The 12,250-nt window shown below is 63.9% G+C and carries 12 protein-coding genes; 4 read left to right on the top strand and 8 right to left on the bottom strand.

What is annotated here, in order from left to right:
* Positions 1–1,149, bottom strand: a 1,149-nt coding sequence (gene dnaJ, locus AAG799_RS05685; protein ID WP_341894834.1) for a molecular chaperone DnaJ, incomplete at its 3' end; no start/stop codon positions are given.
* Between the two features lie 89 nt (positions 1,150–1,238).
* Positions 1,239–3,173 carry a molecular chaperone DnaK gene (gene dnaK, locus AAG799_RS05690; protein WP_341894835.1) on the bottom strand — a complete coding sequence of 645 codons (1,935 nt, stop codon included), beginning with the start codon at positions 3,171–3,173 and terminating at the stop codon, positions 1,239–1,241.
* 282 nt (positions 3,174–3,455) lie between these two features.
* Here dnaK and rarD point away from each other — a divergent pair, with 282 nt between their 5' ends.
* From rarD to AAG799_RS05705, 3 genes are all read left to right on the top strand, one after another.
* Complete coding sequence (gene rarD, locus AAG799_RS05695; protein WP_341894836.1) at positions 3,456–4,340, top strand: EamA family transporter RarD; 885 nt, start codon at positions 3,456–3,458, stop codon at positions 4,338–4,340.
* Between the two features lie 97 nt (positions 4,341–4,437).
* Positions 4,438–5,160, top strand: coding sequence for a bifunctional nicotinamidase/pyrazinamidase (pncA, locus tag AAG799_RS05700; protein WP_341894837.1), 723 nt, complete (start codon positions 4,438–4,440; stop codon positions 5,158–5,160).
* 104 nt (positions 5,161–5,264) lie between these two features.
* On the top strand, positions 5,265–5,915 hold the full coding sequence (locus AAG799_RS05705) for an alpha-ketoglutarate-dependent dioxygenase AlkB (RefSeq protein ID WP_341894838.1): 651 nt from the start codon (positions 5,265–5,267) through the stop codon (positions 5,913–5,915).
* Here the strand turns inward: AAG799_RS05705 and AAG799_RS05710 are convergent.
* The 4 genes from AAG799_RS05710 to AAG799_RS05725 all read right to left on the bottom strand — a co-directional run bounded on the left by AAG799_RS05710 (position 5,872) and on the right by AAG799_RS05725 (position 9,689).
* On the bottom strand, positions 5,872–7,086 hold the full coding sequence (locus AAG799_RS05710) for a HAMP domain-containing sensor histidine kinase (protein ID WP_341894839.1): 1,215 nt from the start codon (positions 7,084–7,086) through the stop codon (positions 5,872–5,874). The genes AAG799_RS05705 and AAG799_RS05710 overlap by 44 nt on opposite strands.
* Positions 7,087–7,223: 137 nt before the next feature.
* A complete protein-coding gene (gene grpE, locus AAG799_RS05715) occupies positions 7,224–7,820 on the bottom strand; it encodes a nucleotide exchange factor GrpE (protein WP_341894840.1) in 597 nt (198 codons plus the stop codon).
* Between the two features lie 78 nt (positions 7,821–7,898).
* On the bottom strand, positions 7,899–8,933 hold the full coding sequence (gene hrcA / locus AAG799_RS05720; RefSeq protein WP_341894841.1) for a heat-inducible transcriptional repressor HrcA: 1,035 nt from the start codon (positions 8,931–8,933) through the stop codon (positions 7,899–7,901).
* A gap of 51 nt (positions 8,934–8,984) precedes the next feature.
* A complete protein-coding gene (locus AAG799_RS05725) occupies positions 8,985–9,689 on the bottom strand; it encodes a GNAT family N-acetyltransferase (protein WP_341894842.1) in 705 nt (234 codons plus the stop codon).
* A gap of 123 nt (positions 9,690–9,812) precedes the next feature.
* Here AAG799_RS05725 and AAG799_RS05730 point away from each other — a divergent pair, with 123 nt between their 5' ends.
* Entirely contained in the window at positions 9,813–10,349 is a 537-nt protein-coding gene (locus AAG799_RS05730) for an Ada metal-binding domain-containing protein (protein ID WP_341894843.1), read from the top strand.
* Position 10,350: 1 nt separating this feature from the next.
* On the opposite strand, the gene AAG799_RS05735 is transcribed toward AAG799_RS05730, so the two are convergent.
* Both AAG799_RS05735 and AAG799_RS05740 read right to left on the bottom strand, forming a co-directional pair.
* A complete protein-coding gene (locus AAG799_RS05735; RefSeq protein WP_341894844.1) occupies positions 10,351–11,232 on the bottom strand; it encodes an ABC transporter permease in 882 nt (293 codons plus the stop codon).
* The gene (locus AAG799_RS05740) at positions 11,229–12,248 is read right to left on the bottom strand and encodes an ABC transporter permease (protein WP_341894845.1); all 1,020 of its coding nucleotides are present in this window, start codon (positions 12,246–12,248) and stop codon (positions 11,229–11,231) included. Before AAG799_RS05740 ends, AAG799_RS05735 begins: the two co-directional genes overlap by 4 nt.
* Positions 12,249–12,250: the final 2 nt, after the last annotated feature.

The following is a 12,250-nucleotide window of genomic DNA, read 5'->3' on the forward strand; positions in this document are numbered from 1 at the left end:
CTTGCCGCCGAGCATCTCCTTGACCTTGTCGAAGAAGCCGGTGCTTTCCGGGCTGCTTTCCTCGCCATCCAGCTGGGAGAATTCCTCCAGCAGCTCGCGCTGGCGTTTGCTCAGCTTCACCGGCGTCTCCACCATCACCTGGATATAGAGATCGCCATTGCCCGCGCCGAAGCCCGACTGCTGCAGCGAGGGCATGCCCTTGCCGCGCAGGCGGAACTGCTTGCCGGTCTGGGTGCCCTCGGGGATGGTGATGCGGGCCTGGCCGCCATCCAGCGTCGGCACTTCCACGGCGCCGCCCAAAGCCGCCTTGGTCATCGAGACTGGCACGCGGCAATGCAAATGCTGGCCTTCCCGGCGGAACAGCCGGTGCGGCTGCACGCTCAGGAACACGTAAAGGTCGCCAGACGCGCCGCCACGCAGGCCGGCTTCGCCTTCACCGGCAAGACGGATGCGGTTGCCCTCGTCCACGCCGGGCGGGATATCCACGTTCAGCGTCTTTTCCTTGTGGGTGCGACCGGCACCGCCGCAGACCTTGCAGGGTTTCTCGATCACCCGGCCGGCGCCGCCGCAGGTGGGGCAGGTGCGTTCGATGGTGAAGAAGCCTTGCTGGGCGCGCACCTTGCCGTTGCCCTTGCAGGTCGGGCAGGCGATCGGTTGGGCGCCGGCCTCGGCACCGGAGCCATCGCAGGCTTCGCAGGCGATCGAGGTCGGCACGCGGATCTTGGCCGCCTTGCCGCGATAGCAGTCTTCCAGGGTGATCTCGAGATTATAGCGCAGGTCGGAGCCGCGATTGCCGCCGCGCCCGCCGCCGGGGCCGCCGCGGCTGCCGCCCATGAATTCGCCGAACAGGTCGTCGAAGATATCGGAGAAGGAGGTGAAGTCGAAGCCGGCGCCGCCCGGGCCGCCGGGACCGCGCCCGCCCTCGAAGGCGGCATGGCCATACTGGTCATAGGCCGCGCGCTTCTGGTCGTCGCGCAGGATGTCGTAGGCCTCGTTACATTCCTTGAATTTGTGCTCAGCGTCCTTGTCGCCCGGATTGCGGTCCGGATGATGCTGCATGGCCTGCTTGCGGAAAGCCTTTTTCAGCTCTTCCGCATTTGCCGTCTTGGCCACGCCAAGAACTTCATAGTAATCGCGCTTGTTCGCCATACTGCGACTATCCCGCCCGCCAGCTCATATCCCCGAAGCGGAACCGGGCGCCGTCAGTGTCTGGCGGCGCCCGGCATGCCCGTTAAGGCCTACTTCTTTTTCTTGTCGTCTTTGACTTCTTCGAAGTCGGCATCGACGATGCCGTCGTCCTTCTTCGCTTTTTCGGCACCGGGCTGCTCTGCACCGGCATCGCCGGCCGCAGCGCCGTCCTCGGCACCCTGGGTCTTGTACAGGGCCTCGCCCAGCTTCATGGCAACCTGGCTGAGCGTGGTCGCCTTGGCCTTGATGGCCTCGGCGTCATTGGCCTCGATCGCCTTGCGCAGCTCGGCAATCGCCGCCTCGGCTTCACCCTTTTCCGTGGCCGGAGCCTTGTCGCCGAGATCGGCGATGGTCTTCTCGGTGGCATGGATCAGGGCTTCGGCCTGGTTCTTGGCTTCGACAGCGTCACGCCGCTTTTTGTCCTCGGCGGCATGTTCCTCGGCGTCGCGCACCATCTTCTTGATGTCGTCTTCCGAGAGGCCGCCCGAGGCCTGGATGCGGATCTGCTGTTCCTTGCCGGTGCCCTTGTCCTTGGCCGAGACATGCACGATGCCGTTGGCGTCGATATCGAAGGTCACCTCGATCTGCGGCACGCCGCGCGGCGCCGACGGGATGCCGACCAGGTCGAACTGGCCCAGCAGCTTGTTGTCGGCCGCCATCTCGCGCTCGCCCTGGAAGACCCGGATCGTCACCGCGCCCTGGTTATCCTCGGCGGTGGAGAAGACCTGGCTCTTCTTGGTCGGGATCGTGGTGTTGCGCTCGATCAGCTTGGTGAACACGCCACCCAGCGTCTCGATGCCCAGCGACAGCGGGGTGACGTCGAGCAGCAGCACGTCCTTGACGTCGCCCTGCAGCACGCCGGCCTGGATGGCGGCGCCGATGGCAACCACTTCATCCGGGTTGACGCCCTTGTGCGGCTCGCGGCCGAACAGCTGCTTGACGACCTCGATCACCTTCGGCATGCGGCTCATGCCGCCGACCAGCACGACTTCGTCGATATCGCCGGCCGACAGGTCGGCGTCCTTGAGCGCCTTTTTGCAGGGCTCGATGGTGCGCTGGATCAGGTCGTCGACCAGGGCTTCGAGCTTGGCGCGGGTCAGCTTCATCACCAGATGCTTCGGACCCGAGGCATCGGCGGTGATGAAAGGCAGATTCACTTCGGTCTGCGTCGAGGACGACAGTTCGATCTTGGCCTTTTCCGCGGCTTCCTTCAGGCGCTGCAGGGCCAGCCGGTCGCTGCGCAGGTCGATGCCCTGCTCCTTCTTGAATTCGGTGGCGAAGTAATCGACCAGGCGAAGGTCGAAGTCCTCACCGCCGAGGAAGGTGTCGCCGTTGGTGGAACGCACTTCGAAGACGCCATCGCCGATCTCGAGGATCGACACGTCGAAGGTGCCGCCGCCCAGATCGTAAACCGCGATCTTCTTGCCGTCGCTGGTCTTGTCCAGGCCATAGGCCAGGGCCGCCGCGGTCGGCTCGTTGATGATGCGCAGCACTTCAAGGCCGGCGATGCGGCCGGCATCCTTGGTCGCCTGGCGCTGCGCGTCGTTGAAGTAGGCCGGCACGGTGATGACCGCCTGCGTGACCTTTTCACCCAGGAAGCTCTCGGCGGTTTCCTTCATCTTCTGCAGGATGAAGGCCGATACCTGGCTCGGGCTGTATTTCTCATCCTGCACGCCGACCCAGGCGTCGCCGTTGTCGCCCTTGACGACCTTGTACGGCACCATGTCGGTGAAGCGGCGGGTGGCGTCATCCGTGAAGGCGCGGCCGATCAGGCGCTTGACGGCGAACAGCGTGTTTTCCGGGTTGGTGACGGCCTGGCGCTTGGCCGGCTGGCCGATCAGGCGCTCGCCATCCTTCGAGAACGCCACCATCGACGGCGTGGTACGCGCGCCCTCGGCATTCTCAATCACCTTCGGATTTTTGCCATCCATGATGGCGAGGCAGGAATTGGTGGTACCCAGGTCGATGCCAATAACTTTGGCCATAGTGTCACTCCTGTTTTCGGCGGTCCGCGGCAGCCTCATCCGAGCACGGCGGCAGACCCCTTTCGGTTCAACTTATGGCCGGGTATGTAAGAGTGCCTTCCCCGTCCCGCAACGGGTGGAGGGCAAAAAATGTCCAGAAAAGCCATGGCGATGCCGCTCCCCGGCAGAACAGCCAGGCATGAGGAACCGATGTCCGAGAAGACCCTTCCGCCTGCTTCCGCCCCGGGCCAGGCCCGGATTCCGGACCAATCCGGAACCACTGCCCGGGCCACCTTGCCCGGAATGCTACCTTGGGCGGGCATTGCCTTCGGGCTAGGTGGTTATTTTCTCTGGGGAATCTCACCGATCTACTTCAAGGCCGTGGGCGCGGAGGGGGTCGCGCTGCTGGACCTGACCGCCCATCGCATCCTGTGGTCCTGCCTGCTCTGTCTCGGTCTTCTGCTGGCGTTTGGCAAACGGGCCGAATGGCTGGGCGTGCTGCGCAATCCCCGCCTGCGCCGGGCGCTGGCCGGCAGCGCGGTTTTCCTGCTGATCAACTGGCTGGTCTTCGTCTGGGCGATCGACCGTAACCAGGTGATCGCCTGCAGCCTGGGCTATTACATCAATCCGCTGTTTGCCGTGGTGCTGGGCCGGCTGGTGCTGAAAGAGCAGGTTTCGGCCGTGCAATGGGGCGCCTTTGCGCTGGCCGGCGCTGGCGTGCTGGTGCTGATCGGCAATGCCGACTCGGCGATTTACCTGTCGCTGATCATCGCGCTCACCTGGGGATTCTATGGCCTGATCCGCAAACGCTTTGCCGTCGACAGCCTGATCGGCCTCACCGTGGAAACCATGGTGCTGTTGCCCTTCGCGCTGGCCTACATGGCATGGCTCGCCTGGCAGGGCCAGGGCGCGCTGGGCACGGCGAACAGCTGGACGCATATCCTGTTGCTCTGCGCCGGGCCGGTGACGGCCGCGCCGCTGGTGCTGTTTGCCGCTGGCTGGCGCCGCCTGCGCATGGCGACCATGAGCCTGCTGCAGTATCTTTCGCCCAGCCTGCAGTTCCTGATCGCGGTGCTGCTGTGGAACGAACCCTTCACCGCCGTGCATGCGATTGCCTTTGCCTGCATCTGGGGCGCGCTGCTGATCTACAGCTGGAATTCCTGGCAGATTGCCCGCAGAAGCGCCTGACGCACGCCTGAATTGCAGGCAGTAAAAAACCATTGGACGCACGCAAACAAAGGGTCTTTGCTTGAGCCGCTGAATCACCAACAAGCGGGGGCATATCATGGTCAATCGGCGTCAGATGTTGATGGGTCTGGGCGGCGCGGCGGTTTCCGCCAGCCTGTTCGGCCCTGCGGGTGCAGCGCTGGCTGCAGGCAAGGTATCGCGCGGCGCCAAGAGCGTGCTGATCGTGGTCGATGTGCAGAACTGCTTCGTACCGGGCGGCAGCCTGGCGGTGAAGGAAGGCGATGTGATCGTGCCGCTGATCAACAAGATCGCCAAGACATTCAACAATGTGGTGCTGACGCAGGACTGGCACACCGCCGACCATGTGTCATTCGCCTCGCAGCACAGCGGCAAGAAGCCCTTCGAGGCGGTGAAGCTGGCCTATGGCAACCAGGTGCTGTGGCCCGACCACTGTGTTCAGGGCACCGAGGGCGCTTCGCTGGTCAAGGATCTCAGCATCCCGCATGCCCAGCTGGTGATCCGCAAGGGCTATCACAAGGATGTCGACAGCTATTCGGCTTTCATGGAGGCCGATGGCAAGACCTCCACCGGGCTTGGCGGCTACCTCAAGCAGCGCGGCATCAAACGCGTGTTCGTGGTGGGGCTGGCGACCGATTTCTGCGTCGCCTGGACAGCCATGGATGCCCGCAAGCAGGGCTTCGAGACCTATGTGATCGAGGATGCCTGCCGCGGCATCGACGCGCAGGGCTCGCTGGCCAAGGCCTGGTCGTCGATGAAGACCGCGGGGGTGAAGCGGATCCAGTCAGGCGACCTCGCCTGATTTCAGGGATTTGATCCCACGGATTTGATCCCACGGATTTGATCCCACGAATTTGATCTTTGTCGATCTAGACAATTCCGGGGCATGCGCCAGATTTCTGGAGCATGCCCCATGTTGATTCCCATGCCAGCCTGAATACCTCGCAGACCGGCTTCCGGCTGTTCCCCGGCCTGCTGGATGCGGCGCGGCAGCGCAGCCTGCTGGAGGCGGTGCAGGGTGTGCTGGCGACCGCCCCGGCCTATCATGCGCGGATGCCGAAAACGGGACAGCGCATGAGCGTGGCGATGAGCAATGCCGGCCGGTATGGCTGGTACTCCGACAAGGACCAGGGGTACCGTTATATCGAGCGGCATCCGGAAACCGACCGGGCCTGGCCGGCAATCCCCGATCCGATGATGGCAGTATGGTGGTCGGTTGCCGATTACGACCATGCGCCGGAATGCTGCCTGATCAACCTGTATCGCGAGACGGCCAAGATGGGCCTGCACCAGGATCGCGACGAGGCCGAGATGGCCGCGCCGGTGGTGTCGATCTCACTGGGCGACGACGCGCTGTTCCGCCTGGGCGGCACGACGCGCAAGGCGCCCACACGCTCGTTCAAGCTGGCATCAGGCGATGTGCTGGTGCTGGGCGGCGCGGCACGGCTGGCCTATCACGGCATCGACCGGGTGATGGGCGGTACCAGCCGGCTGATCCCCGGCGGCGGCCGGATCAATCTGACGCTGCGCCGGGTAACGCGGCCAATCGGCCGCTGACTTCGGCCTTACTCGGTGGCGGCGGGAATTCGGCGCTGATCGTGGTGCCCTCGCCGGGCACCGAGGCGATCTCGAATCGTCCGCCATGCATCTCGACCAGCGATTTCACCAGCGGCAGGCCCAGTCCGGTGCCTTCATATTGCCGGGTCAGGTCATTCTCGACCTGGCCAAAGGGCGCCAGTACCACCGGGATATGCTCGGGCGCGATGCCGATGCCGGTATCGCGCACCCAGATGCGGAAGGCGGTGTCACTGAGAGGCTGCGCGCCCACCTCGATACGGCCGCCGGACGGGGTGAATTTCACTGCGTTGGAAATCAGGTTGAGCAGGATCTGGCGCAGCGCCTGCCGATCGACGAAGCCTTCAAACAGCCGGGCATCCACCGCCAGCGACATGAACACGCCGCGGCCTTCGGCACGTTCGCGGAAGGTGCGGATACTGGCTTCCATGATCTCGACCGGATCGGTCATTTCCGGCTGGATACGCCAGCTGCCGCTTTCGATCTTCGACATATCGAGAATGTTGTTGATCAGGCTGAGCAGATGCTGGCCGCTCGAATGGATGTCGGAGACATACTCGGCGTAGCGCGCATTGCCCATCGGGCCCAGCAGTTCCTTCTGGATCACCTCGGCAAAACCGATGATGGCATTCAGTGGTGTGCGCAATTCGTGGCTCATATTGGCGAGGAAGCGCGTCTTGCTTAAACTGGCTTCTTCGGCCTGCTGGCGGGCGCGGTCGAGCGCGCGATTGCGCCGTTCGCTGCGCGCCATGCCAAGCTGCAGCAGTGACAGTGCGGTACCGACCCCGTAGTACCGTTCACTGCGGGTGACGATGAAACCGCGCAGCAGGGCGCTTTGATGTTCGTCGGCGATCAGGCTTTCCAGCGTGTCGACGCTGATGCTGGCATCGACGATCAGGGGCGCACGGTCCATCAGCGCCGAGACGGGCTTTTTGGCATAGAGCGCGCGGCCATAGTCCCTGGAGAGTTGCGTGATCAGGTCATAGCGGTTGATCAGGCCGACCGGGCGGCCGTTTTCCACCACGGCAATCGCGCCGAGATCGGGATCGGCCTGGAAGCGCAGGTCAACCTCTTCGCAGCGCATGGTGGCATGTACCGGCGGCAGCGGCACGGCCATGGTACCGATGGTCTCAAGCGCCTCGGTGGTCATCATGTCCAATGGTCATCCCCCGGTATGCGGGGCGACTATCGGTGCTGGAGATTGCGGTTTTTTGACAAAGACGGATGTCTGCGTCGAATTGTCGAGGCGAGTGACCGCCGAGACAATTCGCGCAGAATGATCCAAAGGCTTCAGGCTTGGGTGTTGACCGACTGGCCCGGCTGGATTTCGGGCGCCGGGCCACCCTTGGAAACACCGACCATGGCGGCGCGCAGCAGGCGGCCATGCTGCATGTAGCCGGCCGCGATCACCTGCACGACGGTACCGCTGGGCTGGGTCGGATCCTGCACCTCGAACATCGCCTGATGCAGATTCGGATCGAAGCGCTGGCCCTTGGGGTCGATGCGGGAAATACCGTGGCGTTCGAATACCGACAGCAACTCGCGCTCGGTCGCCTCGACGCCGACCACCAGATTGCGCATCGGTTCGGATGCTTCGCCCTCGGCCTTGGGGGCACTTTCCAGTGCACGGCGCAGGTTGTCGGCCACCGTCAGCACATCCTTGGCGAATTTGCCCGAGGCGTATTTGACGGCGTCTTCCTTTTCGCGTTCCAGACGCTTGCGCAGGTTCTCGCCCTCGGCGGCGGTGCGCAGCAGGCGGTCCTTCAGCTCGGCAACCTCGGCCTGTGCCTTGGCGAGGGCGTCAGCCTCCGGCGCCGTTTCGGCTGCCGGCTGCGACTGACCAGCATTCAGGGTCGGTTCAATTCTCTGGTTATCGTTCTGGCTCATAGGGGTCTCTCTGCAAGGCCCTGCATATACGGATGGCCGCGCGGAAATGAAAGGGGTGTGTTCGGAAATCCCTGGTTTTTAGCCGATCAGCCGGCCAACCACCTGGGCCGTGAAATCCACCATCGGCACCACCCGGGCGTAATTCATGCGGGTCGGGCCGATCACGCCGATGGCGCCGACAATACGCTGCTGCTGGTTCTGCAGTGGCGCAACAATCAGCGAACAGCCGGCCCGGCGGAACAGCGTGTTCTCCGAGCCGATGAAGATGCGCACGCCTTCGCCGCCCTGGGTCAGGTCGATCAGGCGCAGCATCTCCTCGGAATTCTCCAGCTCTTCCATCAGATTGCGGATGCGTTCCAGATCGGCCATGGCCGCCACGTCATCCAGCAGGTTGGCGCTGCCGCGCACGATCAGCGTGCCGCGATCCGGCTCGCCGCCCCAGACCGCCAGGCCGGCCTCCACCACGCGGGCGGCCAGCTGGTCCAGTTCGGCCTTGCGCAGGCTCAGCTCATGCATGATCTCGATGCGCGCCACGCCCATGGTGCGGCCCTTCAGGCGCCGCGACAGGAATTCGCCGGCCTCGTTCAGCGCCGCCTGGGTCAGGTCGACCGGCAGATCCAGCATGCGGTTTTCCACCTGGCCGGATTCAGACACCATCACCACCAGGGCCTTGCCCGGACCCAGCGGCACGAATTCGACATGGCGCAGTGGCGCGTCTTCCTTGGGCGCCACCACCAGGCCGGCATGGCCCGACAGGCCCGACAGCACGCCGGTGGCTTCCTTCAGCACATCCTGGAAGCCGCGGCCCGAGGCGGCAACGCGGCCTTCGATCGAGCTGCGCTCGTCCTGGGTCAGGTCGCCGACCTGCAGCAGGCCATCGACGAACAGGCGCAGGCCGCTTTCGGTCGGCAGGCGGCCGGCCGAGGTATGCGGGGCGTAGAGCAGCCCGGCATCTTCCAGGTCGGCCATGGTGTTGCGGATGCTGGCCGGCGACAGGCGGTGCTCCAGCCGCTTGGAAATGAAGCGTGAGCCCACCGGTTCGCCGGTGGTCATGTAGGTCTCGACGACCAGCCGCAGGATATCGCGGCTCCGCTGGCTCATTTCCTGGATCATGGCTACCAGACTTAAGAACCTGCCGGGGCCACGTCAATGCTGAAGAACGGGCTATCCAGGCAGCGGGCGACGCCAAATCACCCAGTGCTGTGCCCGGATATGGAAGCCGCATCTCTCATACAGCCGGGCCGCCGGGTTGTCGGGGAAGACATGGAGAAACGGGATTTCACCGCGCTCAAAAGCGGCTGCCATCAAATGTCGGACGAGGATGGCACCCAGGCCCCGGTTGCGTGCAGCCGGGTGCACGCAAATGGCGCTCAGTTCAATATAATCCTGACAGCGGAAGCGTTCGCCCGCCATGGCAATCAGAGATCCGTTTGCAGCGTCACGAATGCCGACATACTGGCCGAGCAGAGCTGTTCGATTGGAGAAGGGACCGGGCTTTCCGATGTCGGCAAGTGCCATCATATCCGGTATGTCGCCTGGATTCAGCAGCAGTATCTCAGCCTTATCCCCAGCTTGCTGTTGTGGCGCTCGTTCAGCAACCATCTGCAGGATTGGTCGCGCGCTGAGTGTTTCCCAGCCCGGAGGCGTGGGTTCTTTCTGTGGGCGGAACAGGCGTGCCTCATGACCCATCAGGCCGGGCGCAAGATCAGCGTAGGCTTTTGGTGTCGATTCAACAATGGCAGAGAAAGGCGCCATATCGCGTGGATAATGCCGTGCCAGGCCACTGCCAGTCGCAAAGGCGACGTGCAGCGTGGTCAGTGCCGACCAGATGACGTTATCGAGCGGATGATAGGCGATGCCATTCGTCATGTCGCGTGGACCTTAAAGGAGGAAAGGGCTTAGTATCCTGTCGGCCTATTCAACGCTGGCCGGATTCGGACTCCGTCCCGGAGTACGCTTATGCTCGATCATGACGAATGCGAATGCGCCAGAATGCGGCGAGACCCTGCCTATGACGGCCGATTCTTCACCGGTGTGCGGACGACCCGCATCTACTGCCGGCCGGTTTGCCCGGTGCGGCCGGCGCGGGCGACGAATGTCGACTTCTATCCGACCGCCGCCGCTGCGGAGGCCGCCGGTTTTCGCCCTTGCTTGCGCTGCCGGCCGGAGACGGCGCCATTCAGTCCGGCCTGGAGGGGCAGCCGGGCGACTGTCGACCGGGCTGCACGCCTGATTGTCCGCGAGGGTGCGCTGGATGGTGAAGATGCCTCGGTGGAAATGCTGGCGGCTCGTCTGGGCATCGGTGCGCGGCATCTGGCGCGACTGTTTGCCCGCCATCTCGGCGCCAGTCCTTTGCAGTTGGCGAAAACGGCGCGGGTGCAGCGCGCCAAGCGGCTGCTGGACGAAACCGATCTGCCGATGACGGAAGTAGCGCTGCAGGCCGGTTTTGGCAGCCTGCGGCGTTTCAATAGCGTCTTTGCCGAAGTCTATCGCCGTCCGCCCAGCGCCATTCGCCGCTCCCGACGATAGTTCAGGGTTTCATCCCGGCAGGCGCCAGGCTGCGCTCTTCCTCGCGCTGGGCCTGCCGCAAACGGGCGGCTTTGGCCGCCTCTTCGCGGCGTTTCAGCAGTTCATAGACCACGGCGCCCAGCAGGGTGACGGCGATGATCAGCACGGCCAGGGCGCTGATCGCCGGGGTGGTGCCCTGGCGCAGGCGGCCGGCGAGCACGGTGGTCAGCGTCTTGTCGGCCAAGATCGAGAAGGTGGTGGTGTTGTAATTCTCGAACGACGACAGGAAGGCGAGCGCGGCGGCCGACAGGATGGCCGGGCGCATGAAGGGCAGCAGGATGTGCAAAAACACCTGCGGATGGCTGGCGCCGAGGTCCAGCGCGGCTTCCTCCTGGGCGCGGTCGAAGCGCTGCAGCCGGGCCAGGAAGATCAGCATGGTATAGGCCGAGATGAAGCTGGATTGCGCCACCACGGTCATCAGCGTGCCGTCATAGAGGAAGCGCGTGCCGGTGGCGCCGGTCATCTCGCGCCAGAAGATCACGGTGGAGATGCCGATGATCACGCCCGGCGTCAGCACCGGCGACACCACGATCAGGTAATAGAATGAACGCGCCCGGGCATAGACCTGGGTCATCAGGATGGCGGCGGCCAGGCCGACCGGTACCGAGACCAGCACCACCAGGAAACCGATCCACAGCGAATTCTTCAGGCCATAGATGATGTCGCTATCGCGCAGCAGGCCGTCGAACCATTTCAGCGTGAAACCTTCGAAGGGATAAACCTGCGGATAGCTGGACGCGTTGAAGGCGGTGATGCCCATGATCACCAGCGGCCCGAACAGATAGAGGAAGAACAGGCCGATATAGAACCAGATGGCGATGCGGTTGATGGCTACACTGTTCATCGCGCGATCTCGCCCAGTCCGACGCGGAACAGCCGCAGCACCAGCAGCACGAAGACGATGCAGGCCAGCAGCAGGATGAAGGCATAGGCGGCGCCCTGCTGCCAGTTGAAGGCCTGGTAGAAGCGGTCGTAGACGATCGGCGTGAACCACAGCGTGCGTGGCCCGCCCAGCACCAGGGGGGCGGCCAGCGCGCCGGCATTCAGCATGAAGACCAGCGTGGCGCCCGAGGCGATGCCGGGCTTGGCATGCGGCATCACCACCGACCAGTGGATATACCACCACGGCGCGCCGAGATCGCGGGCGGCCTCGATCTGGTTGCGGTCCAGGCTTTCGATGGCGTTGTAGAGCGAGAACATCATCATCAGCAGATAGGCATAGGCCAGGCCGGCATAGAGCCCGACATCCAGCCCGAGGAAATCGATCGGCTGGTCGATCACGCCGGTCTTGAGCAGCAGGGTGTTGATCACGCCCTGGCTGCCCAGCAGCACGCGGAAGGCAAAGGCGCGCAGCACCTCGTTGACCCAGTAGGGCGTAATCAGCAGCAGCATGAAGATGCGCACGCGCGCCCTGGTAGTCACCTGCGCCATGTAGAAGGCGAGTGGATAGCAGAGGACGAAGTTGAGGATCGTCACCAGCACGGAGGCGCCGATGGTGAGGAAGAAGGCCTTGATATGGGTGGTATTCCAGTTCGCCGAGGATGTGGTCGAGCCGTACAGGAAGTAGTGGTAGTTCTCCAGCGTGTAGACATCGCGCGGCCCGCCGGTCTGCGCCGGGGTCAGCTTGGGCCGCAGCGACAGATCGACCATATAAAGCTGCGGCAGCACGATCATGATCACGGTCCACAGGCCGACGGCGATCACCAAGTAGCTGGAGATCGCGATGCCGTTGCGGCGCCAGAAGGAAACTGGTGCCAGTGAGCCGAGCTTGCGGCGCTCCAGCATCGAGAGAATGAAAAAGGCCGCAATCACCACCAGCGGCAGGGCCAGGATCAGGCTATGGCCAACCGAGCTGTGCATGC

Origin of the sequence: Ferrovibrio terrae, from assembly GCF_943371255.1 — a bacterium.
In the GTDB taxonomy this organism is placed as follows: Bacteria; Pseudomonadota; Alphaproteobacteria; order Ferrovibrionales; family Ferrovibrionaceae; genus Ferrovibrio; species Ferrovibrio terrae_B.

Coding starts and splice junctions, on each gene's coding strand:
- dnaK (WP_341894835.1), bottom strand. CDS start 3,173: ATGGCCAAAGTTATTGGCATCGACCTGGGTACCACCAATTCCTGCCTC.
- rarD (WP_341894836.1), top strand. CDS start 3,456: ATGCTACCTTGGGCGGGCATTGCCTTCGGGCTAGGTGGTTATTTTCTC.
- pncA (WP_341894837.1), top strand. CDS start 4,438: ATGGTCAATCGGCGTCAGATGTTGATGGGTCTGGGCGGCGCGGCGGTT.
- AAG799_RS05705 (WP_341894838.1), top strand. CDS start 5,265: ATGCCCCATGTTGATTCCCATGCCAGCCTGAATACCTCGCAGACCGGC.
- AAG799_RS05710 (WP_341894839.1), bottom strand. CDS start 7,086: ATGATGACCACCGAGGCGCTTGAGACCATCGGTACCATGGCCGTGCCG.
- grpE (WP_341894840.1), bottom strand. CDS start 7,820: ATGAGCCAGAACGATAACCAGAGAATTGAACCGACCCTGAATGCTGGT.
- hrcA (WP_341894841.1), bottom strand. CDS start 8,933: ATGATCCAGGAAATGAGCCAGCGGAGCCGCGATATCCTGCGGCTGGTC.
- AAG799_RS05725 (WP_341894842.1), bottom strand. CDS start 9,689: ATGACGAATGGCATCGCCTATCATCCGCTCGATAACGTCATCTGGTCG.
- AAG799_RS05730 (WP_341894843.1), top strand. CDS start 9,813: ATGCGGCGAGACCCTGCCTATGACGGCCGATTCTTCACCGGTGTGCGG.
- AAG799_RS05735 (WP_341894844.1), bottom strand. CDS start 11,232: ATGAACAGTGTAGCCATCAACCGCATCGCCATCTGGTTCTATATCGGC.
- AAG799_RS05740 (WP_341894845.1), bottom strand. CDS start 12,248: ATGCACAGCTCGGTTGGCCATAGCCTGATCCTGGCCCTGCCGCTGGTG.